At 58.7% G+C, this 21,563-nt stretch carries 18 protein-coding genes and 1 pseudogene; 12 read left to right on the top strand and 7 right to left on the bottom strand.

Annotated features, from left to right (window positions below):
* Positions 1 to 16: 16 nt before the first annotated feature.
* The gene (locus U4Y90_RS11335; protein WP_321794662.1) at positions 17 to 283 is read right to left on the bottom strand and encodes a hypothetical protein; all 267 of its coding nucleotides are present in this window, start codon (positions 281 to 283) and stop codon (positions 17 to 19) included.
* An 80-nt stretch (positions 284 to 363) separates the two neighbouring features.
* The gene (hisD, locus tag U4Y90_RS11330; RefSeq protein ID WP_321794661.1) at positions 364 to 1,638 is read right to left on the bottom strand and encodes a histidinol dehydrogenase; all 1,275 of its coding nucleotides are present in this window, start codon (positions 1,636 to 1,638) and stop codon (positions 364 to 366) included.
* A gap of 511 nt (positions 1,639 to 2,149) precedes the next feature.
* On the opposite strand from hisD, the gene U4Y90_RS11325 reads away from it, so the two are divergent.
* The 4 genes from U4Y90_RS11325 (at position 2,150) to U4Y90_RS11315 (ending at position 4,692) form a co-directional block, all read left to right on the top strand.
* Positions 2,150 to 2,335 carry a hypothetical protein gene (locus tag U4Y90_RS11325; RefSeq protein WP_321794660.1) on the top strand — a complete coding sequence of 62 codons (186 nt, stop codon included), beginning with the start codon at positions 2,150 to 2,152 and terminating at the stop codon, positions 2,333 to 2,335.
* 717 nt (positions 2,336 to 3,052) lie between these two features.
* Positions 3,053 to 3,244 (top strand): hypothetical protein, encoded by a 192-nt coding sequence (locus tag U4Y90_RS36090; protein ID WP_415749327.1) that lies wholly within the window; start codon positions 3,053 to 3,055, stop codon positions 3,242 to 3,244.
* Between the two features lie 184 nt (positions 3,245 to 3,428).
* The gene (locus U4Y90_RS11320) at positions 3,429 to 3,836 is read left to right on the top strand and encodes a hypothetical protein (protein WP_321794659.1); all 408 of its coding nucleotides are present in this window, start codon (positions 3,429 to 3,431) and stop codon (positions 3,834 to 3,836) included.
* 478 nt (positions 3,837 to 4,314) lie between these two features.
* Positions 4,315 to 4,692: a hypothetical protein gene (locus U4Y90_RS11315; RefSeq protein ID WP_321794658.1), complete on the top strand. Its 378-nt coding sequence runs from the start codon at positions 4,315 to 4,317 to the stop codon at positions 4,690 to 4,692.
* On the opposite strand, the gene U4Y90_RS11310 is transcribed toward U4Y90_RS11315, so the two are convergent.
* A protein-coding gene (locus U4Y90_RS11310) for an IS5 family transposase (protein ID WP_321794657.1) occupies positions 4,681 to 5,492 on the bottom strand; the annotation gives its coding sequence in 2 pieces (ribosomal slippage) (positions 4,681 to 5,144 and positions 5,144 to 5,492; 813 coding nt in all). The genes U4Y90_RS11315 and U4Y90_RS11310 overlap by 12 nt on opposite strands.
* A gap of 91 nt (positions 5,493 to 5,583) precedes the next feature.
* Between U4Y90_RS11310 and U4Y90_RS11305 the strand changes: the two are divergent.
* Together U4Y90_RS11305 and U4Y90_RS11300 are read left to right on the top strand one after the other, a co-directional pair.
* A pseudogene (locus tag U4Y90_RS11305) lies at positions 5,584 to 6,321 on the top strand (hypothetical protein); the annotation flags it as partial.
* Positions 6,322 to 7,378: 1,057 nt separating this feature from the next.
* A complete protein-coding gene (locus tag U4Y90_RS11300) occupies positions 7,379 to 9,199 on the top strand; it encodes a phage integrase family protein (protein ID WP_321794655.1) in 1,821 nt (606 codons plus the stop codon).
* 158 nt (positions 9,200 to 9,357) lie between these two features.
* Here the strand turns inward: U4Y90_RS11300 and U4Y90_RS11295 are convergent, their stop codons facing one another.
* From U4Y90_RS11295 to U4Y90_RS11280, 4 genes are all read right to left on the bottom strand, one after another.
* Entirely contained in the window at positions 9,358 to 10,242 is an 885-nt protein-coding gene (locus U4Y90_RS11295) for a hypothetical protein (RefSeq protein ID WP_321794654.1), read from the bottom strand.
* 259 nt (positions 10,243 to 10,501) lie between these two features.
* Positions 10,502 to 11,512, bottom strand: a complete 1,011-nt coding sequence (locus U4Y90_RS11290; protein WP_321794653.1) for a ParB/RepB/Spo0J family partition protein — start codon at positions 11,510 to 11,512, stop codon at positions 10,502 to 10,504.
* Positions 11,505 to 12,197 (bottom strand): ParA family partition ATPase, encoded by a 693-nt coding sequence (gene parA, locus U4Y90_RS11285; RefSeq protein WP_321794652.1) that lies wholly within the window; start codon positions 12,195 to 12,197, stop codon positions 11,505 to 11,507. Before parA ends, U4Y90_RS11290 begins: the two co-directional genes overlap by 8 nt.
* 1,093 nt (positions 12,198 to 13,290) lie before the next feature.
* Positions 13,291 to 14,805: a replication initiation protein gene (locus tag U4Y90_RS11280; RefSeq protein ID WP_321794651.1), complete on the bottom strand. Its 1,515-nt coding sequence runs from the start codon at positions 14,803 to 14,805 to the stop codon at positions 13,291 to 13,293.
* A 1,447-nt stretch (positions 14,806 to 16,252) separates the two neighbouring features.
* On the opposite strand from U4Y90_RS11280, the gene U4Y90_RS11275 reads away from it, so the two are divergent.
* Genes U4Y90_RS11275 through U4Y90_RS11250 form a run of 6 tightly spaced genes read left to right on the top strand, consistent with a single transcriptional unit; the run spans position 16,253 to position 21,562 of the window.
* A complete protein-coding gene (locus U4Y90_RS11275) occupies positions 16,253 to 16,957 on the top strand; it encodes a type IV secretion system protein (RefSeq protein ID WP_321794650.1) in 705 nt (234 codons plus the stop codon).
* A gap of 2 nt (positions 16,958 to 16,959) precedes the next feature.
* Positions 16,960 to 17,835, top strand: a complete 876-nt coding sequence (locus tag U4Y90_RS11270) for a TrbG/VirB9 family P-type conjugative transfer protein (protein ID WP_321794649.1) — start codon at positions 16,960 to 16,962, stop codon at positions 17,833 to 17,835.
* 2 nt (positions 17,836 to 17,837) lie between these two features.
* A complete protein-coding gene (locus U4Y90_RS11265) occupies positions 17,838 to 19,088 on the top strand; it encodes a TrbI/VirB10 family protein (RefSeq protein ID WP_321794648.1) in 1,251 nt (416 codons plus the stop codon).
* Positions 19,081 to 19,884, top strand: a complete 804-nt coding sequence (locus U4Y90_RS11260; RefSeq protein ID WP_321794647.1) for a transglycosylase SLT domain-containing protein — start codon at positions 19,081 to 19,083, stop codon at positions 19,882 to 19,884. Before U4Y90_RS11265 ends, U4Y90_RS11260 begins: the two co-directional genes overlap by 8 nt.
* Positions 19,881 to 21,143, top strand: coding sequence for a hypothetical protein (locus U4Y90_RS11255; protein ID WP_321794646.1), 1,263 nt, complete (start codon positions 19,881 to 19,883; stop codon positions 21,141 to 21,143). Before U4Y90_RS11260 ends, U4Y90_RS11255 begins: the two co-directional genes overlap by 4 nt.
* Entirely contained in the window at positions 21,140 to 21,562 is a 423-nt protein-coding gene (locus U4Y90_RS11250; protein ID WP_321794645.1) for a lytic transglycosylase domain-containing protein, read from the top strand. Before U4Y90_RS11255 ends, U4Y90_RS11250 begins: the two co-directional genes overlap by 4 nt.
* The last annotated feature ends 1 nt before the right edge of the window (position 21,563 follow it).

Here is a 21,563-nt window from a genome sequence, read left to right as displayed (position 1 = left end):
TCGGTCCATCATAACCTCACTCCCTGTCGCTCGACGCAAAAGCAAAAAAGCCGGCGTCTTGGAGAACGACGCCGGTAATACCGTACGTTACCCAGCCGTCTGCATAGGGCGATGCAGGTCCGCCGTTCGTGCAGAGATGCAGCTGATTCACGAAAGGCGCATCGTCGAATCGAGGGTCGGTACCGGAGACAACGGCCATGCCGATACCGGGACCGACTGCACCTTCCGCCAAACCGAAGCCGTCGCCCAATTGCGAGAACCCAGCACCGGTCAAGTTCACCATGCGGTCGGCGATGTTGGCCGTCGCGACCGAACAGGAGTGCGGGAACTTCGGCTTCCAGCGTTAATTGAATAGATTACGACTTAGATGCAGTCGTAGTTGTAGCGAATCTCCGCTGCGATCCGGTGCGCGTCCAGCGCTTCGCGATGCGACTGGCGAACGCAGATGGGCGCGATGACATCAACGGCTTTCTGCTCGACCCACTGATGCGTTACCGTCTTGATGAAGGAGCCCACCCACAAGCCACCGGTGTAACGGCCAGCGCCGCGCGTCGGCAACGTATGGTTCGTACCAGCAATCTTGTCGGAGAAGACGACCGACGCTAGGTGACCGATAAAGAGCGAACCATAGTTCGTCAGCTTGAGTGCCAGTCCCTTGGCGTCCTTCGTGTGGATTTGAAGGTGCTCAGCTGCAAACTCGTCCGAGTAGGCAATCATCGACTCTTCGCTGTCGCACAGCACGATGCCACCATTCTTACGCCACGCCGGGTCAGCGACATCCTTCGTCGATAGAATCGCCAGCTGGCGGTCCATTTCGTGAAGAGTCGCTTGGCCCACTTCTCGCGAGGTGGTCATCAGAATGGCACGTGCTTCCACGTCGTGTTCCGCTTGGCCCAAAAGGTCCGCGGCGAGCATCTTCGGGTCAGCCGTCTCGTCGGCGAGGATGCCGATTTCGCTGGGGCCTGCGAGCTGGTCGATACCGACCAGACCGAATACCTGGCGCTTGGCTTCGTTAACGAACTTGTTGCCCGGGCCGACAATCTTGTCGACGCGCGGAATCAACTCCGTTCCATAGGCGAGCGCCGCGATAGCTTGTGCACCACCGACCTTGAAAATCTTGGTTGCGCCCGACAGGTGCGCCGCGTAGAGAACAGCCGGGTGAACGTTCGGAGGCGTGCACACGATGATTTCCTTGACGCCCGCGACCTTTGCCGGAATCACAGTCATCTGCGCCGACGAGAGCAGCGGATATCGGCCGCCCGGAACATAGCAACCCGCGCGCCGAATCGGGATGAGGCGGTGACCGAGGTGGAGACCGGGAATCGTTTCAACTTCCAAGTCTTGCATCGTTGCCAGCTGCGCTTTTGCGAACTGCGTGACGCGCTCGATGCCAAACTTCATGTCTTCCAGCAGCTTGTCGTCGCATTGCTTGCGCGCAGCTTCGATTTCTTCGGCCGTGACTTCGATTGCTTCCTGGTCAAACTTGTCGAACTTCTTGTTGTACTCCCGAAGTGCAACGTCGCCGCGCGTCGCGACATCTTTGATGATACCCGCGACCAAGTCGCGGAGTTCGCTCTCTTCAGCAGGCGTAACGGTAGACGGCTCTTTGATGTACGACGTGCCCGGGATGTTGCTCATTCTGACCTCGATGAACTATTTCGGTGGATGGGAAAGCTGCGCCTGCCAGCAAGCGCATGAGGCGCCACCGACCGCGCGGACTAAACAACAGCGTGCGGTGTCATGGGGGTTCAACACGCGTTCTAGCGAAGCGTGACGGTTGAACCTGACGGTGGTGGCTTAAAAATCCGCTTAGTGGATTTTATAACGCCCATGTGAACACAAATAAATCCTGTCAGACATAAGTGTTTCTCCCTAGCCCGTCGAAACTTCAGCGCTAGGAGAGGTCCGAGATATAGCAACGCTCAAGCGGTGAGAACGGCCGAAGCCCCTTCTGACATGGCTTTGGGGGAGGAGGCACATCGGGCGTCGGCCTACAACGCACTTGCAGGCAAAGTGGCTGTGACGCTCAGGCAAGCAACTGCACTTGAAGCTTTGATGACATATGGACGATATTTACTCCACTCCAGACGCCTCTCACATGTGGTGCAGCCAGTCGTCCAAGGAGGTGACATTTCACGGAGAGAACAAGATGGATGACGCCAAGGGTTTCAACGACGAAGTGACGCGTAACGTTTTGGGATGCGCGACGCGGGTACGTATGCTGCGGGACCCGACGACATATGCGCGATTGCTTCAGCATCCGACCATTCATTTTTGCCGTAGCAAGGACGAACGGCCGGAAATCGGTGACGCTGCGGTTTTGGGTTACAACTGAAGGCTCCGCACTGACGGTAGCGAGTCGACGCCTAGGCGGACTCGCTACGGTGTCGGCGGGTTAGCTGCCCGTGTGGCGGCTCATTTGCGAAGGGCCGCCTCTTTGCGATAGGCGTGAATAAAACGGTCGCCATCACTCAATTCTGGCTGAAGGACCTTGACCAGGGCGTCATGATGTGGCGTCCCGTCGTGGTCATCGCGTGCGGCTACGTCTAAGCGCGCGCACATCGTCCCCATCGTCTCGAAGGACGAATGCCGCAACGATCGACTGGCATCGTGCTGGGATCGCGCCCGACGATACGTGTTCAATGTGCACGAGCCTGCCCCATCGGACACCACGAACGATGGCTTAACATACGTGTTTCGACGGTCTAGCCGGTGTTCGGGTATCACGCGTTGCTATGCAGGGCAACCGTGACGGCGACCCCCGCACATCAGGCTTCGCGCCGTCGCCGCCTTCGGTCGCGCCGGCGCGCCCGCCGAGTGGATGGCCCTCCTCCGCAAGCAGCGGCATCGCCCGTCGCGGGAACGTATCGAACGACAAATCACGTCCGCGCGGAGCCGCCCCTGATCGCAGAGTCGAACGTCAATCGAGTTGGCGTCGGAAGGTGAAAGCGACGTTTCAGCGTTTACCTCCTTCGCCGAGCAGCGTCTGTTGGAAACGGACCGCTTCCGCGGCGTCTGCAGCGCTGGGTAGCGCCATTCGCAACTACCTACATTGTTAGGTCCAGAAGACATCAGGGCTTGGCAACCGCACCTGATCGATCAGAAGCGGTCTCGTAGCACATTGTCGGTTGCAACGTACTCACTTCGGTTCCTCTATAACGTCACCCTCAAGCGGGACTGGGGAATTGAAGAGATTGCGGCCCGCGGTGCCGCCACATCGCTCCCCGCCGCGAAACCCCAGTGAATGGGTGGCCGACTGATCCGCGTGCAGCGAGGCGCGCGCCACAGTGTTGGCTCCTGCGGCCTGCTATCATTCCGGGCCACCTATTGGACGCGGACTCCTTTCGTTCTCTTATTGCAGCATGTCTTATCGCCACCCCCGCTCGCAAGTTTCTCGTTCGCCGTCCCGCAAACCCCTCAGTAAAGAGATGTTGCTGCCTCTGCCGCTATCAGCGGCGCGGACCGTTGCGTTGTCCAACCATTTGACTTTCGCAGCCTGTCGCGCCGGCGCTGGATCTGCGTATCTGGTCAACGGGTTGATCGAATTGGTCTACGTCACCTATTTCGTGCAAGATGCGGGCTACGGGGAGACGGACGTCAGCATCTATGGGCGCGCCGAGGCGGCTCTAGAGCGCTGCCTGCAGCGGGCGGAAACGGAGAGAATATGGACAGTCGATGTGGCCGAGCTGCCCTTGTTCGAGGCGGTCTTACAAGAGGCAGATCGTCAACTAGCCGGTGCGCCCCGATACGTTCATCTCGAAGCGCGGGAGAAGCTCGAACGCTTTGCTGCTAGCGGGCGCGGCTCGCCGTTGATGTCCGTCGCCCGTGGTCATTGAAGTGAATATATTCGACCAGCGGCGATTGCGCCCCGATAGTCCGCACGAGTCACAGCCGCCTGCCGAACGCTGACTGACGGCTAGATCTAAATTGAATTGAAGCAGCGACCGACGCTTTCAGCGACAACCGTTCGGTAACAATGATCGCCGATATAACCATAGCGTTGAAACTCACGCATTGCATCGGAGTTCCACCATGAGTCAACCCCGTGGGCCAAATGCGGGATATCGAGGCAAGTCCAACAATCGGCGCCAACCTCAACATCCGGCTAGCTCTAGTCGTCCTGGACGGGTCCAACCGCCCTTTAAAGCGAGTGCTAGCGCACCCGCCCAAGCGTCCATCATTAAAACTCGTTCGTTAAAGTTTCTCGTAGATGCCGTCGGCGCGGAGAATATTGCGTTAGGCCTAGATTCCAGCTTGACGCGGATAGCAGAACTCCTGCGGGGCGAACGTTTCACGCCCGAGACCGCCTTCCACATGGAAACTGCGCTTCGGCTGCCTTCCGGCTTTTTCGACCAACAACATCCTGCACTTGCACCGGAGGTGATCGCTCGGCTGAAGTCGCCGCTCGAATTCATGAGCATGGACGGGGCCAGCGATGAAGGCGACGTCCAAGAGACCTCCCTCCTCCCGAATAATCAAAAGTCGTTACTGCCTGCGAGCAGATTGTCCGAGGAAGCGAAAATGCGATCGAAGAGTTCGAAGGGCGCGCCCGCCGCGACCAAGGCCCGTTCAACTTTGACCCCTACGCAGGTGGGCGACCGACCTTCCGCCGTTGGAGGTTCTTCCAACCAGAACAAGCCGCGTCAAGCGGCTCAGCGAGAACGGGCCCACTTAGAGGAGTTAACAAAATGAGCTCTGCAGTTTTCGCCAACAGATAATGCAGCAGGCGAGTTTCATGAAGGCTTCGTGGATAAAAGCAAGGCGTTCGAAGCGGATGCGCAGTCGTCGGAAGTTGTGAAGCCACGAAATGGTTCTCTCGACCACCCAGCGAGTCTTGCCAAGACCGCTGCCATGAGGCTGGCCACGTCGGGCGATTTCGGTAGCGATGCCGGCTGCGTGCAGCGGACGGCGGTATTTGTCGTGATCGTAGCCCCGATCGCCCTGAACGATGCGAGGCTTCGACAGCGGTCGGCCGCACTTGCCGGCAATGGGCGGGATCGCGTCAACCAGCGCGTGAAGCTGGGTGACATCGTGGCGGTTGGCGCCGGTGAGGATTACCGCGAGCGGGATGCCCTGCGCTTCGGTAATGAGGTGGTGCTTTGAACCAGGTCGCGCGCGGTCGGTGGGATTCGGTCCCGTTTTTGACCTGCACCCACCGCGCGGATCGAGGAGGAGTCAACGACGACTCGTGACCAGTCAATCCGGTCGGACTCGCGTAGCTTCGCGAGCAGCACTTCGTGCAGCCGGTCCCAGACGCCGGCGGCCTGCCAGTCCCGCAGACGGCGCCAGCAACTCATGCCGCTGCCGCAGCCCATCTCGCGTGGCAGCATGTCCCAGCGCAGGCCGGTCTGCAAGATGAACAGGATGCCGGTAAGCATTGCCCGGTCATCCAGTGGTTTGCGTCCGGGATACCGTGAGCGGCGAGGTTTGGGTGGGGGCAGCAAAGGGGCAACGAGTGCCCACAACTCATCATCGAGTATCGGTTTGGCCATGGCCTCCTCGCGACCGAAACAATGATGAGGTTAACAGCGATCGTTGGAAGTTAACAGACCCAAGCAATCATTTTGTTAAAGGTTCTTAGAGGGCGCGGCCACAGTCGAGGCGATCAGGCGGGCCAACCTTCACGTCCTCACCGGACGCAACGGTTCCAAGGTCAAGCTCGGCGCGGTCATGGGACTGACCGGATCGAATATGGCTCATCGACTGCACGGCAAAAAACGCATGGATGACACTGAAGCAGTGCGCTTCACCGAGCGGCTCGGTTTGCCCGAAGGCTGGCTCGACACACCTCGCTCCGAGGCGGACATTCCTAAGTCGGTGGCACTGCTTCTCGCGCCTGCATCACGCGCCCGCGCGCCGGGCCACGCACTGTCGGCATCCGCCGCCGCACCGAACGACGACACGCTTGGCGCAGCCGATCCCGGAAACCAGAACGACCGGATCCTCGCTGGCACGACGGCGGACGCGCAAGCCGCGGGATCGCCAACCGATGCGCCAGGCGGGCAAGGCAGCCTGATTGGTCGCGAGGAGAAGAAAATCAACGAGGCAGTCGTCGCCCCTGCCGACGCGACTGTTGATCCGCAGGAAACGCCAGTGGCAACAGCCGTTGCTCGACCGGTGGAGTCATCGCTCGCCCCCGTTACTACGCCCGGACGAAACGCGGCGTCCGCCATCGCCACGTTGCAAACCCAACTGGACGGTCTTGAGGGAATAGCACCGATCGCAGAGGCGCTTTTGAAGACGCTCGCTGGCAAGGCACGCACGGGGCGGTTGGACGAGTTGAAAGCACTCGAACTTTTGCGACAAGCAGTCCTGCTATGACGACGAGGTCGAGGCCCGTGTCAAATGCGGCGCATCTCGAGTCACCGTTCGCGCTGCGCTTGACGGTTCTTGCGCAGCCGACGATCCATTGACCGCCAAGAAATTCCTGGCGGTCACTGTTTTGCCGTCCGACGACGGCCGAGGTGCAATGTCATCCTAGGGTGCCCTTCGCCGCCGATGCCGCTCAGTCCGCGACGTCCGCGGCGCGAGCGGGTGAAGGGCTCTGGCTTGCAGATCGTTATTACTTGTCCAACAACCGTTGGTTCAAGCGAAGCGGGTCGTGCCGCGAATATTCGTCTCCGATCTGCTCCGCCGATGTACCGGCTTTCGCGTCGTCGACGTGTTTTTCGACGGTCTAGCCGGTGTTCGGGTATTACCCGTCGCTATGCAAGCCAGTCGTTCTACACAAGAAGGCCATCGAACGGCGTTTTGCTTCGGACGGTGACGGGGGTGACGGCAACCCTCCATCGGGCTTCGCGCCGTCGCCGCCTTCGATCGCGCCGGCGCGCCCCCGCCGAGTGGGTGACCTTCTCCGCAAGCAGCGGCACCGCCCGTCGCGGGAACGTATCGAACGATACATCACCTCAACGCGGCGCCGCCCCCGATCGCCGAGTCGAACGTCAATCGAGTTGGCGGTGGAAGGTTAAAGCGACGTTTCAGCATTTATCTCCTTCGCCACAAGCGGCGTCCCTTGAAACGGACCGATTCAGCGGCGTCTGCAGCGCTGCTCCGCGCCGGTTCCAAGCAGCCACCGGCGGCTCCGGGGCGATGCCTCACCTCGGCGTAACGGCTTGACGGGAGTCGCCCGCACGGTGGCAGTCCGGAACGCCGCCGAAGATTTCCGAGCGTTGAGGCGAATTCGCGCACATGCGCTCGGTGGATCATTCTCGGATCGAACCGGCTTTGTCGGCCAGCGGCGAGCGGATCCGGCAACCAACGCCCTTTTTCATGCCTGATAATTCGTATTATCAGGCATTGTTTTAATGAGTAAAATGCGTGGGTAGGGCATCTGCGTCCCGTCCAGCCGGGCTTCCCAGCCAACGAAAAGAAGCCGCCCATGGCCAACAAACCGCAAACCGTCACCAAAAGCCGCGCCGCTTACACGCGCAATCACTTCGCGGCGCTGCGCGCGTTCGTGCAGCGCATCCCGGCGTCGACTATCACGCGGCTGTATTTTTCGGAAGACGAAGACGGCAACGAAGCGACGCCAAGCTGGGTCGAGTCGTTTCTGCGGCGCATGCAGGCGGAACTGGTGGAACTCGCGCTCGAGCATGGCTCGTCGGTGCTGGCCGACCATCTGAAGTCGTCGGCGAAAGCCCACGGCAGCGCGCGCCTGACGGCCGTGACGCTCAAGATGGTCGAACAGGCGGCGCTGTTGGCCGTCGCCAAGCCCGAGCCGACGCACGGAGTCGGCATGTGGTTTCGACCGCTGGTCGCCCGACGGCTGAAAGACGCGGGCATTCAGACGCTGGCCGAGCTGGTGGACTTCTGTAACCGCCGCGGCGGAAGCTGGTGGCGCGCAGTACCGCGCATTGGGCCGGGTCGCGCGCAGCAAGTCGTGTCGTGGCTGCGTCAGAATGCGGACGCGATTGGTGCGCGCGTCGGCGCGGACGTCTCGATCGACGATCCGTTTTCGGCTCCGGAAGGCGAACTCGTAACGATCGATACGGATTCGGGCGTATTGGCACCACTGGAGCGCGTGCGGCTGCCGAGCGAGCTATCCGGCGCCGGCGGCCTGAACCGCCACGCCAGCTTCCCGTACATCATGGCGCACAACGACCTCGAGGCGGTGCGCGCCTACCTGCACCGCTATCGCGAGCAACCGAAAACCCTGCGGGCCTACACCAAGGAGTTGGAGCGGTTCCTCCTCTGGACCGTGACGGTAAGGAGAAAACCGCTGAGTTCTTTACTGGCCGACGATTGCGAAGCCTATCGCGATTTTCTCAAAGCGCCCTCGCCGGCTTTCGTCGGTCCGCGTCAGTCGCGTTCGAGCGGTCGCTGGCGACCATTTGCGGCGAGCGCGCTGAGCCCCGAGAGTCAGCGGTATGCGGTGCGCGCGCTACGGGCGGCGTTTGCTTGGCTGGTCGACGTGCGCTATCTGGCTGGCAACCCGTGGAGCGCCGTGTCCGACCCTGTCATCGTTGAACGCGAGAACCTCCTCAAGGTCGAGCGCGCCCTTCCCGCCGATCTGTGGGCGCGCATTCGTGGCTATATCGATAGCCAGTGCAAGCCCCCAGCGGCTGGATACTGGCGAGCGGCACGAGTCGCGATTCTTCTAGCCGCGGACTCCGGACTTCGACGCGACGAGCTCGCGTCGGCCCGCAGAGAAGGAATGTCGCCCACGGAACATGGCGATGGTGAAGACTTGGTGTGGCAGTTGACGATCGTCGGCAAGCGCAACAAGCAGCGCACCGTACCGGTCAGCCCAGCGACGATCGAGGCGTTGCGTGAACATTGGCGAGATCGTAGCGAAGGCTTCGAAACGGCGACGGCCGGACCGTTGCTCGCGCCGACCTTCATTCCCCCGGGGAAAGAGGCCCAAGCGAAACACGCGAACGGAGCCCCACTCGCCTACCACGTCGACACCATCAATTTCATGATGGCGTGGGTTATGAAGCGTCTCATCAAGGGAATGTCAGACCTGACGACGGACGAAATGAAGTTGCTGGCAGGCACGTCGACGCACTCCTTCCGTCATACGTTCGGAACCCACGCAGCAGCCGAGGACGTGCCGCTCGACGTCGTGCAGAAAATCCTAGGTCATGCGTCGCTGCAAACGACATCGATCTATGTTCAGGCAGAGAAGCAACGCATGTTGCGCGAAGCCGCCGCGTTCTATCGCAAACCCAAAGCGGGCGATCCGTCTTTGGAAGACTGACGTGCCGCCCGCTGACGCGAACCCCAGTGGGGAGGCCTCAAGCGGTGCTCCGTGGCGCCAATCTTGTGGCCTCTACCGATGTCCCGAAGTGTTTGCTAGTTCGGTGAGGCGCGACCGAAATTCGCAGGTAAAACCATACCAATTCAGTATATAGATTTTTATTTCTTATTTTGAGCTTTTCGGGTCTGAATCATGGTTACCAGCATCTGGACGACCGGCGTGAGGTCCTCCCCCGCATCGATGAAGTCGTCTACCCCTGGGGCGTCCACGGAAAACTCGAAAACAAAACGCGCGCCACGTTGACTTCGATCCCTTCGTATTTTCAGAGTCAGGCCGGAATCATCCTTGACCCCGAACAGTAGCGCGACGATCTGCTCCGCCGTGCGCCTCTTTGGCTCTTTCAAAAGCGCTTTGGCGCGGTCAACTGTCTCGACCGTGCCAAGGGCTTCGTGGATTTTCAGAAGGACGTCGCCTTGCGCAAAGACAAGCGTTTTTTCTTCAAATAGCTTCAGCACCTCAGCAGGAAGTTGCGAGATCGCGACAGCCCTCATCAAATCGACTTTGTGCCAGCCCATTACTTCGGCTGCCGCAGTCTTCGAGCTCCATCGACCTTCCACAACTCCTTTCTCGTACATTGCTGCCAAAACAAGTGGCGTGAGGCTTTTTCGTCGACGCACGGGCGCAGCAGACTCTTGACCATCCAAAAGCCTAATTATTTGGTGCCAGGTGAGCCCGTGAGGATCAATACTGCTCGCACGGTCTGCCAGCGTCTGCGCGCCGTGCTTAGTGGCGAGCCTCACGAGGAACCGCGCCGTGTTACTCCAGATACCGGCGGTTTCAAACAGAGATAGGACAGCGGGTGGCAGCTTCGAAACGCTCACAGCGCGGCTCAAGTCCTGACGATTGATGCTCGGTCTCAAATGGCTCAGCGCAGCCAATGCTTCCTTCTGAGTTTTCCATCTTTCTTTCGCCAGCCCCGACAAGTACAGCTCTGCAAGTAACAGCGGATTTCGCGCTACCGGGCGTCCTTCTATGGTCTGCAATTTTGCGCTCCAAGCATCAGTTGAGTCGATTGTCCCGGAACGCGGCCGTTTGCAATCCAACGAAAGAGCGCCCTTTTCTTCAGCTTTTCGAGCAACCGCAGGAGGCACTTCTTACCTCTCAAGGAGGTCCTGAATCAACCTCTCGCCCGTGAATCGCCGAAAGGCTCTATGTCTCGGAAAAAATAATTCAGTATTTCGCCAATTGCGCGGAGCTTTCGCGATCTCAACGGGCTTCACCCGCCCTCGGAGCCAAAAAAGATCAGACGGATGCTTCGCCGTCCAGCTCGCGCGTCCAATTCTCGACGACTTCTTTTATCTTTTCACCCAAGGCTTGCTGAGAGGCACCGGCAATGCCCTGCAGACTAAGCTCGGTTCTGCCGTCGGCAAACAGTTTCAATTCGCCGAGTGCCCCGCCATTGGGGAGTTTGAACTGAACACGCGATTGGTAGTGGACGCGGCCAGGGCCTCCACGACGCGTTGGCGCATCTGCAGAAGCCGCTTGTTCAAGGCGCCTCACGGTTGCCCGGCCGTCGAGGATCTCTTGCAACCAATGTTCTGCAACGGCCTGCCCCGCCCTATCCAGTATCAGCTTCAGGTTGTAAGCGTGACCAAGACCGACAACATTTGAGAATTGCGCCATTCGACTGAGGAACGACTGTGGAAGGGAATTAAGGAGAATCACCTTATTCACATGTGAAGACGCTTCATTTACGGCGGCCGCTAGTTCGGCGTAATCCTTGTAGACACCCTGATCAAGAAGCCTCTTCCAGGCGATCGCGTCGTCAAAAACCGTCTGTGCGTCGCGCTCCTTATTTGCCCTGTAAGCCCGCAGGTATAGAGTTCGGTTTTCTAATCCTTCCTCGCATAGCTCCGCATCGATGTATTCGGCCCCCCGTAATTTGGCCGCACGAAGCCGCCTTTCACCATCGATGACAACCCATTTGCCTGGGTAATCGCTGAGTCTAGTAACTTTGATCGGCTCAAGCTGCCCGTCGGTTTCGAGGCTGCGCGCCAACCCCTCGATAGTTTCAGAACTGTAGAAAGAGCGTGGGTTAAAAGGGTTCGAAATCGCTTCGATGACCTTGATCTTCTGACGTGCACTCGTCACAGGAGAACGTACTGTCGAGTCTGAGGCTCGACCAACGACGGCTGCGGCTTCCCGTCGAGCCGTTTCGGTGACGTCGTTCTTTTGGAGCCGCTCTTCCGCCGATTGACGCTCCAAAGCCATACCCGCCCTTACTCGGCTCGTCAGATTCAGTTGCTTAGCCATGCGCCATCTCCGACACCTCTTGTTCGCTGTTTAGCAACTCGACGAGTTCATCGAACAAGGCGTTGATCTCTTCTTTAGCAGGTTTCGCCCCTCGCACTCCTCGAACGTCAAAGACTGTACGGCCCAATGCCGCGGCCTGTGGATAGACTTCCCGTTGTCTTACCGTCGCCCGCAAGAGCAGTACGTTGCTCTCGCGGAGAACTTCGCTCATCTGCCGGTGCAAGACAGTCTTTGAATTCGTCTTGCTTACCAAAATGGCAAATTTACCCGCTGCGTTGTGGACCCGGGTGCGTTCAATAAGCGCCATCATCCCTTCACTACTCCATAAGTCGAGAGGGGAGGCGTTGGTCGGAACTATTGTTGCATCGGCCACAGCGAGCACTCGACCAGTGGTGAGGTCGTCGATGTTCGGCGGGCAATCCACAAGCACGATGTCGTAATCGTCGGCCAGACGCCCGATCTCGTGACCGATATTCTTCTCTAACTTGCGAACGGCCCCCACTCGAAATGGCAGGGGATTATCAGGATCCGCCGTCGCAGCCCAACTCATGCACGATTGCTGCCCATCTGCATCCGCGACGTACACACGATAACCGGCAGCGGAAAAGGCTCCCGCGAGGTTCATCGTGGTGGTCGTCTTCCCTACCCCACCCTTTTGATTCGCAACCGCGATTACAAGTCCCATCTCGCCCCCAAATCTCGCCAATTTGACGATCGCCTGATTCTAACGCCCCTTACGAGGCAAATCTAGAATTTACATTAAGTTAGCAATTGATAGCTCAGATTTATTGAGATTCGAACATGATTTGCACGCCTCTCGGCTAGTGCCCGATGTCTTGACTCTTGAAGGCATCTGTTTTGTTCTTATCAAAGCTTCGCCTGCCACGTGGTAGTGGCGCAGTGAGTCACCCAACTAGTGCCAGCGTGCAACTTCGCTACCACGTGGTAGAGGCCGCGACAGAACAGCCATTTGTGAAGGGTATCGAATAATAAGTTAAATCAACAACTTTCTCGCTTGACGAGAAAGGGTATGACTGCAATCTCACTACCACGTGGCAGACACGCCACGTGGACAAATGCCTTAGGCAACGCGGTTCAGTAATTGGGTGACTGATTTGTCACTCACAACGGACGCGTATGCGCCACTACCACGTGGTAGGCAAACTAGGTGAATGAGGGAGTGATCGATCTGCCACACGCACGTTCAAAGTGACACGTATGGCCGCTGCTACCACGTGGTAGATCGACGCGGTGTCGAGGGAGTGATCGATCTGCCGCACACACGTTCCTCGTGATATGCGTGGCGGCCGCTACCACGTCGTAGACCGACGAGTGATTGTCCTGCCGCGCACACGTTCGGAGTGGCACGTATGGCCGCTGCTACCACGTGGTAGATCGACGCGGTGTCGAGGGAGTGATCGATCTGCCGCACACATGTTCCGCGTGATACGCGTGGCGGCCGCTACCACGTGGTAGACCAACGAGTGATTGTCCTGTCGCGCACACGTTCCGGTTGACGCTGGATGGCCGCCACTACCACGTGGTAGCCGACTCGGTAAAGAGAGTGGGATTGATTTACCACATACTACGTCTTTCGGTTAAGGCTGCGCGGTGACACCGTAGTATTTAGCTCCGTGAAGAACCGGGGCATCATTTTTTCCGCTGTGCATCCACCGATGTCTCTGCCGCGCGCTGCCTTACTAATCAAAAGGCAATGCCGTGCGCGGTTACAATTCGGTCTTTTGATAATTATTTTTGATATTTCAATAATTACAATTTTATATAAGCGCGGAGCGTTTGAGAAAGTCGGTAAAACTCGCCCGCGCGAGTGGATGAGTCACATCCGGAGCGCTGCCCGCTGAAAGCTTGCGCGCCTGGCGGAAGTGCTTACCTTCCGAAGACCCCAGGAAGGCGTCCCAGAGCTCCTGTCGCTGGTTATTCGACAGAGTTGCCCAATATTCATCCATTCGAACACCCTGATCCTTTCTTGCAGCGGTCCGTCGACGTTCAATCTCTCGCTCGCGGCGCTGAGCGTCTTCGAGCAAGGCCGCTTGTTGCCGCTTCTCACGGAAAAGCGCCAATTCCGCTTTCTCCGAGTTGGTGAGGAGGTATCGATCTTCCTCGTCGCGCAACGCACTCTTGAAAAGCGACAGCCAGTTCTTGACTTGAGTTTTCTGCTTTACTAGGACGTAACGATATAAGAGGACGTCGGCGATTGTCTCAATGCGTTCGATTGGGAATGCCTCCACAATCTCTTTGACCTGTTTTTGGTTTAGTCCAAACTCTTCTCGCAGTTCCTTGTACCTGCCAGGGTCAAGATACGCGCCTTCAAGCGCCAATTTACTGTTCGGGTTCTGAACAATAACAAAGTTCAGCGACGTGACAAATCGCTGCTCACGCCCATAACGCACCGATGCGTAAATGTCTCCGAGCAGTTCCAATTCTGCAAGTGCGGGCTGAATCACTCTCATGCTAAGGCGCTTGAATTCGGTGTATTCGTCAGCACCGACTCCCATTCTTTCTCTGAATTCGTTCAGCGTCATGTAGCCCGTTTCTCCTCTCCAAAGATTCTCTCGGAGAAGCTCGTACAGGTTAAGCGTGTACTTGCTTTTGAAGCGCGCGTTCATCCGCATAGACACATGGTGATAACGATCGGGCGCCGCATACAGCCTGCAAAGAAACGCAGGAATTTTGTAGTGAAGGGTAGTCCCCTCAATCAAAACGTCCTGGATCATCTGCGTTGAAAACCATCGATTCCCGTCTGGGATCTGCATCAGTGACTGTTGCATCTCGGTCAAGGAGGCTTTCAAATAGGCGTAGTCGTTCACGTTATGATCAACTAGCCATGAGAGATAATCGAGCGAAACCGAGAAAACTTGCTGATTCGACATCGTTGGCCGGGCAACGAAGATCAGCGCATTATGAAGTTTGCTCTGTAGTAACTTTAGTGGATTAACGAAGCGGACTCGTTGGCTGACCTTCTTGAGAAGCAGTTCCTCTTTGACCTCAGTAACGGGCACGCCCTCACGAAACAAATCCAGACTCTGCTGGTAGTTTCGCTTGCCCTCTGATTCATTGCTTAGGTATAGACGTGAAATGTCTGTCGACGAGAGACGCTCGAGCAACTTCACTTCGTCCTCTTCCGTAAGGACGTCAGCAGCGTCGCCGGCAGTTCCGGGTACCAACGAATTGGAAGGCGAGGTCCAAGGTTCATCGACTGTTGAAATTAGGTCGTCGTTGCGCACTGCAGCAAGCTTTAGCTGGTTCTTAACCTGTTTTTTCGTCGTGCTCATAGCGCCTCGCCGGTCCTGTTAGCAGCACTATGGCCCTCATGAAGCCCCATGTCAAAAAAGGTATGTAGTCTTTTTGGCTGGCGATCCCTATGAACGTAGTCTTGAACGAACGTCTCGAGTGTGCGTCAGAGCTCTGAAAAGCCAGAAGCGCCGCTTGCCTACCCTATGAACGTAGTCCTGACAGCGTTGCTTGACAACAACTTAGACACAGGCGATGCCGAGTAAAACTGCGCGGCGGCAAGACTACGTTTATAGGAGCCCTCGCGCCGTGGGCGAGATCACCGTTCGACGCGATGGGAACTCAAAGACTACGTTTTTAGGCTCAACTGTCCCGCGAGACCCGGTCAGAGCTTCTGAAGACTACATTTATGGGGGGCCGACAGCTCCGCGAACCTGCGAAGACTACGTTTATGGTGCCGCTCCCCGATTGCCCCCGAAAAACGTAGTCTTTTCACGCCCGGATGACCCAAGGATCGAGTAGCGCCCAAGAAACGTAGGCTTTAAGGGCCCCTAGCTGGTGAGACTCGAGAGCGAGCACAAACCAAGGTCATGGACGACCTTTTGCCACTTCTGTTTTCTGGTCTTTCGAAGATCGATCTGATCGTCAAAGTAAACAAAAGTCTAATCTAATCGTTAACAGCCGGTAAGAGCTTGATTCAGTGTGTTTTTTCAGAAGATAGGACTACATCTATAGGACGATTGTTTCCATAGCCGTAGACTTAACCGCAAAAGCCTACATCTATTGGTCACTTTGAGACTACGTTTGTAGGGCGGGAGGACTACATCCGTGGGACAGGTCTACAACTATGGGTGTAGTCCTTTCGCGATGGACGTGCGGACGACCATGTGGGCGTGGGGAGACAGCGAGCGCGTCAATCAAAGCGCCGGGTGACGTTCGCCGCGCAATCAAGCGGGTCACGCAAGTATGCACTCGTTCAGCCGACATCCTGTTTCACCGCAAATGGCACGGATTAGTTCAGCCGCGTCCCTGTCCTGCGTTTCCCCAAGCAACGCGCCACACTCGTCGCCCGATCGCGCGCGAAAAGCTGAGCCGTTGGAATCGACAGAGCTACCCAGATAGCTCCCATGTCGAAAAGGTATTCAATGTAAAGCAATGATTTGTAAGAAGAAAACGGTGTGCGCGAAGTGTACCATTTAGCGTCCCCCCCAGAAAATGGTACATGCCATCAGAGCTATGGCTGATCGACCCGCCGTGGAGGAGATCGGAACAAGGCACGAATCGACCTCGTCGCGCGCCGGAAAAGCTCGCGAAAAACGCGGTCTTTGTCGTTTGGCAGCGCTATCTGGATAGCTCTCATGGCTCTCTTGCAAGGGCAAGCACGCGACGCTGGATCATGTTGTGCAAAGGCGCACAAAACTCATCGTCTTTCGAAGAAATAAAAGACGTCCGCGCTGTTTCAATGGTAGCCATTCAACAAGGGTTGCCATGCGTCTCTTCAAAAACAAACGTCGCGCCGCGCTTTCGATGGCTCCTGGCATGTACGCCGAGGAAGACCCGAGCAAGGTCATCTTCGAGACGAGCACCCGGCTCAAGCTCGAAGCAAACCGCTGGATGCTGATTGCGTTCGGCCTTGCCTTTGTGGCCGCAGGCGCTGTTTGGACGCGCCAGCCGCCGCCGTCGGTAACCCGTGTGGTCGGGGTCTCTGCCGACGTCGGTGGACATCCCATCGTGACCGAGCTCGTCGCGTACAAGCCCGACTCGCAGGCCATCCGCACAACCGTCAAAGACATGGCCGTGCGCTGGTTCACGATCGAGCCGGTATTGACAGACCGACTCGAGACGTCGCGCATGACCGCCAACATCAACTCGGTGAAAACCCAAATGATCGGCGCGGCGACGGGCCAGTTCCGGGACTGGCTGAAGCTGGACGCGCCGTTTCAGGCAATCACGGCCAATCCGAAGCTGATCCGTGAAGTTGACGTGCGCAACATCGCGTTGCTGGAGGACTCAACGGTCCTTGTTGAATTCACCACGACCACCTCACAGGCCGGCTCGGTCGGCAAGCCTGACGTCAAGCAGTTCGCATTGACCCTGCGCTATCAGATCGTCGTGCCCACCGCTGACCAAGCGCTGACAGCGAACCCCTTCGGCATCTACATTCCGTTCTTCCGCCTCGAGCGGACCGCATAAGCATGACCGCCACCAAATTCATGAATCGGCCGGTCATCGGCTTGTGCGTCCTCGTTGCATGGGCGGCGTTCGCCACCCCCGCGGCTGAGGCGAAGAAAGCTTCGAGCGAAGCGGGCGGCATGAGCGCTGCCATGATCGCGGGCGACCCGATGAGCCCGATCAATCCCTTCAACGGTGGCGCCGATCCGCTGACGATGCCGGGTGATGCCCGTATCGGCGTGTTCCCGTACAGCCGTGACCAGATCTATCGCGTTCTCACGGCACCGCTGAAGCTCACGACGATCGAACTGGAAAAGGGCGAGAAGCTGATTGCCGATCCCGCGATGGGCGACAGCGTTCAGTGGGAGATCGACGACGACAAGATGAACCATGTGTTCATCAAGCCGCATAAGGCCGACCTCGTCAACACACTGCATCTGACGACGAACCTCCGTGAATACGACTTCACGCTCATCGCGTCGCCAGCGGGCGGCATGTTCTACCAGACCGTGCGCTTTCAATACCCGCGTGCCCCGATCGCCCGAGTCAGCGCGCGCGACGATGCGAGCGCCAACGGTGGTCGAGGCGGAGTTGATTCCGGCAGCATCAGCGTGGCCCCGGACAAGCTGAACTGGGACTACAGCGTCGATGGACGGGCTGAGTTCACACCGGAAACCGTATTTGATGATGGTCACGCCGTCTGGATGCGCATGCCGGCGAAGGCGCAAGAGTGGCCTGTGCCGTTCATCCTCGATCATGGCGATCGCGTGGTTGCGAACTTCATCCGCCGTGGCGACTTTCTCGTGCTTCAACGGCTTGCCGACGAGATTGTGCTCTGCTCGGGCAAAGACCAAGTCACGGTCACGCGTGGCCGCCGTCGGATCCTCGGAGTGTTCTGATCGTGGCAAAGAAACCGGATGCTGCCACCCCAAGCGCTGAGCAAGCGGCACTTGTCAAAGGCAAAACGCCGCGCAACGCCATCATGAGCATTGGCATCCTTGCCGCCGTTGTCATCGGCGGCCTGGGCTTCTACTACGAGTTGCAGGCGACCAGCAAGGCGGATGAAGAGGCGCGCATCAAAAAGGCGAGCGCGCTCAAAAGCAGCACGGAGACGCCTGCAGCGAACAACAACGATATCGATCAGATGATTCGTCAGCAGCGCGAAGCCGCGGCCGCAGAAGCGGCGGCTCGCGCCGCATCCGAGGCAGCGGCGGCGCAGAAGTCTTCGGTCAAGCCGATGCTCACGGGCGCTGATTTCAAGGACGAAGTCGACAAGGGCGGTGGCGATACCCGGGAACTGTCGCGCCGCGCCGCGCAGGACGCGATCTATACGTCGTCGATCTTTAAACAGGCCGGCGCCTCGCGCAACGCGACCAAAGCGTCCACTACCTTGCCGCCCGGCGTTCCCTCATTGGAAGACGTTCGAGCCGCGCGCGCGGCTGCCGGTACCGGAGGCGCCGATGCGATGGCGCTCGCTCTGGCCAAGCAAGGACAAGCGCCCGACGATCGCGATCGGGCTTTCCTCAAGGACGCCGCGACGCAAGGGGGTATCGAGCGGACGACGTTCAACGGACGATCAACGGGTTGCACGCTCACCCCACCGCACGTCATTCATGTGAAGACGGTGGAGGGGTTGAACTCGGATAAGCCCGGTCGCGTGTCGCTGATGGTGGATGAGGACGTGTACGACAGCCTGCAAGGCGACTGCCTCATGATCCCCAAAGGCGCGTTCATCAACGGCATGTATAGCGCGGACGTTAAGGTGGGGCAGGAGCGATTGCTGGTTGCGTCAACCAGTCTGCGCCTGCCTAACGGCAAGAGCGTGCCGCTGAACGGCATGCAAGGCGCGGATCCGAACGGCTACGCGGGTTTCTCGGGCGATGTGAACAACCACTTCCTCAAGATCTTCGGCGCGGGCTTCATCACGGCCATCCTGTTGAAAGCCTTTGATAGCGGCTCGCAGACCGCGACCACGGCCAGCCCCAACGGCGTGACGACGTACGGAAACACAGCAGGACAGGTGGCGGCCGCGACCGCGCAGACTGTGCTTCAGCGCAACCAGAACATTCCGCCGACGATCACTGTCGAGCCGGGCCAGAAGTTTTTGGTGCAGGTCACGCAGGATATCGTGATGGAGCCCTACCATGAGTAAGGCCCTCCTTGCCGCGTGCTTGACTCTTGCTGGGATCGGCGCGCACGCCGCGACCATCGATTCCATCATCAGCCCCACGCGCGTCGTGGTCGATGACGGAACGAAGCGAGCAATTGTCGAATTGCCCGGTGAGCCGGTGTACGCATGCGGGTTGAAGCCGTTTCTCGCGTGGGCGGGCCGGTTCGAAGGCCAAACCATCGAGCCTGCTTCGAATGGTGTCGCTGCTGTCTTCGTCGACGGTTCGCCGGTCAGTCTCGCGAGCCTGTTTGTGCGTGCCGGATGGCTGCGGCCCGCCGATCTGAATGACGATGCGCAGGCGAGCATGACCGAGCGGCGGGGCGGCTGGGCGTGCGCCACCGCGCAAGCGCCGTTCGAGGCAATGCACACCTCGGTCGACCCGAAGATTCTCGCGGGTATCGCGCTTAACGAGTCTGCCTACAACGGGCGGGCGTGGCCTTGGACGCTCAACGTCGCAGGTCGAGGCTTTTTCTTTCGCACGCGAGAAGACGCGTATCGCTCCATTCGCTACCTCATCGGCAATGGCCGCTCGGACTTCGATATCGGGATCATGCAGGTGAACTGGGGGTACCACGGCAAGCGCTTCGCTTCGGCCTGGGACGCGCTGTCGCCTGCAACCAATATCCGCGTCGCTGAAGACATTCTCAACGAGAACTATCGCCTGACCCACTCAGCAGTGAAAGCGGTCGCGTACTACCACAGCGCAAGCCCGGCACCTGGGCGCGAGTATCTCGCGCGCTTCGTGAAGCATCTCTCCCAAATCGAACGCGGTCTATGAAGCACACGCTCTCAGTTCTCACCCTGGCGCTCGCTGCTGTCACGCTCAATGCGGTCGCGGCTGGCACCGATCCGCTTGACTTCGACTATGAGATTGCGGGCAATGTGCTCGAGCGACCGGCGCTCGTTTTCAACGATGGCAGCGACACATACTTCCAGCCACGCGCGGGGCAGTCCTTGAAGGTCGATGGGGGTCACAGCCAGGGACCGTACATCGTCGTATCAGGTACGCCCGAAGTCATCCACTACTCGGCCGGCGGATCGAGTGCGACGGCGTACTGGAAGAAGGCCAATCGCTTTATCGGCGAGAAGGCGCGTGGTGAAACGCCTTCGGGTTTCGCGGGTTTCTCGGGACGTCTTGCGCTCGTCGGCGCGCGCAGCAGTCTGGAAAGCACGCGGCCCTTGAACGCGACCTTGCCGCTTTCCCAACTGGTTAGGGCGCTCGTCCCACAAGGCTGGACCGGTTCGGCACAGAAAGATATCGACTTGACCTCATCGGCGAGCTTCGCCACGCGTGATGGCGAAAACTGGATGCAGTCGCTGGATCGGCTTGTTGCCGCCTCGGACCTTTACGCGGACGTTGATTTCAACGCACGCCATGTGAGCCTGCGACGCTCGGCGCCCCAGTCGGTCGCCGTGAACTACGTCGCACCTGCGACGTCGGCAACTGCCGCCGCAACCCTGCCTGCTTCGCCCGCCGCAGATCCGATCGCCGAGATTGCGAAGAGAAGCGACGTTAACCTGCCCGCCGCGTCCGCGCAGGCGGAATCGGCGCTTGCCTCGAAACTGGGTGCGGTGGCGATCCGCGACGGCGACGACAGCCACATCCAGATCAAATTCTCAGCGAAGCGGACCGCAGAACTGAAGATCGTTGGCAGTGACGGCAAATCGCTGCGACCGAAGTGGGATGACGCAACCGACGTCGTGACGTTCAACCGCGCGGAGCGCTTCACGATCTCGAATGCAACGGACAAGGTGGAAGTGGCGCGCGTGGCGGGCACCGTGTACGCGTTCGATGCCGCGAACAAGGCTGCTTTGCAAAGCGTCTTCGATCAGGACGGTTCGACCTTCTTCAAGTTCGCGGACACCGTGAGCAAGGTGACCGTCGCCGACGTCGCGCACATGGGGTCCGGCGAGCAGAAGGGCCGGTACTACAAATTCAACGGCACGGCCGAACAGTTCATCGTCAACGCCGATGGCAATGTGGTGAACGTCCTCCGCAAACACGAAGTTCGGTTCTTCGATCGGCCCGCGTCATGAACCGAGCCGGTCTCATCTTGATGCTCCTCGCGGCTACCGCGCCGACGTTGGCCCGAGCCGATTGCCTCGACGACGCGGCGATCTATCACCGCGTAAGCGTTCAGCTCGTGCGTGCGATCGCGCAGCAGGAGTCTGGCATGCGGCCTTACGTGACCAATCGCAACAGCGATGGCAGTGAGGATATTGGGCTCATGCAGATCAACTCGACCTGGCTTCCAAAGCTCGCGCGCTTCGGCATCTCGCGTCAGCACCTCTTCGATGCCTGCGTGAACGCCTACGTCGGAACGTGGATTCTGGCTTCGAACATCAAGCAGTTCGGTCCGACGTGGCGCGCGGTCGGAGCCTATAACGCCGTCTCCTCGAATAAGCAACTCGTCTACGCCAACAACATCTACCGTCGCCTGCAGCGCGCGAACTGAC

It is taken from the genome of Caballeronia sp. J97, from assembly GCF_905220305.1.
In the GTDB taxonomy this organism is placed as follows: domain Bacteria; phylum Pseudomonadota; class Gammaproteobacteria; order Burkholderiales; family Burkholderiaceae; genus Caballeronia.
This window is presented reverse-complemented; position numbering and strand designations above follow the sequence as displayed.

Excerpts from the sequence above, each read along its gene's own strand:
- U4Y90_RS11335 (WP_321794662.1), bottom strand. The coding sequence starts at position 283 with ATGGTGAACTTGACCGGTGCTGGGTTCTCGCAATTGGGCGACGGCTTC.
- U4Y90_RS11315 (WP_321794658.1), top strand. The coding sequence starts at position 4,315 with ATGGAAACTGCGCTTCGGCTGCCTTCCGGCTTTTTCGACCAACAACAT.
- hisD (WP_321794661.1), bottom strand. The coding sequence starts at position 1,638 with ATGAGCAACATCCCGGGCACGTCGTACATCAAAGAGCCGTCTACCGTT.
- U4Y90_RS11280 (WP_321794651.1), bottom strand. The coding sequence starts at position 14,805 with ATGAGCACGACGAAAAAACAGGTTAAGAACCAGCTAAAGCTTGCTGCA.
- U4Y90_RS11270 (WP_321794649.1), top strand. The coding sequence starts at position 16,960 with ATGACCGCCACCAAATTCATGAATCGGCCGGTCATCGGCTTGTGCGTC.
- U4Y90_RS11260 (WP_321794647.1), top strand. The coding sequence starts at position 19,081 with ATGAGTAAGGCCCTCCTTGCCGCGTGCTTGACTCTTGCTGGGATCGGC.
- U4Y90_RS11320 (WP_321794659.1), top strand. The coding sequence starts at position 3,429 with ATGTTGCTGCCTCTGCCGCTATCAGCGGCGCGGACCGTTGCGTTGTCC.
- U4Y90_RS11290 (WP_321794653.1), bottom strand. The coding sequence starts at position 11,512 with ATGGCTAAGCAACTGAATCTGACGAGCCGAGTAAGGGCGGGTATGGCT.
- U4Y90_RS11275 (WP_321794650.1), top strand. The coding sequence starts at position 16,253 with ATGCGTCTCTTCAAAAACAAACGTCGCGCCGCGCTTTCGATGGCTCCT.
- U4Y90_RS11325 (WP_321794660.1), top strand. The coding sequence starts at position 2,150 with ATGGATGACGCCAAGGGTTTCAACGACGAAGTGACGCGTAACGTTTTG.
- U4Y90_RS11255 (WP_321794646.1), top strand. The coding sequence starts at position 19,881 with ATGAAGCACACGCTCTCAGTTCTCACCCTGGCGCTCGCTGCTGTCACG.
- U4Y90_RS11300 (WP_321794655.1), top strand. The coding sequence starts at position 7,379 with ATGGCCAACAAACCGCAAACCGTCACCAAAAGCCGCGCCGCTTACACG.
- parA (WP_321794652.1), bottom strand. The coding sequence starts at position 12,197 with ATGGGACTTGTAATCGCGGTTGCGAATCAAAAGGGTGGGGTAGGGAAG.
- U4Y90_RS11250 (WP_321794645.1), top strand. The coding sequence starts at position 21,140 with ATGAACCGAGCCGGTCTCATCTTGATGCTCCTCGCGGCTACCGCGCCG.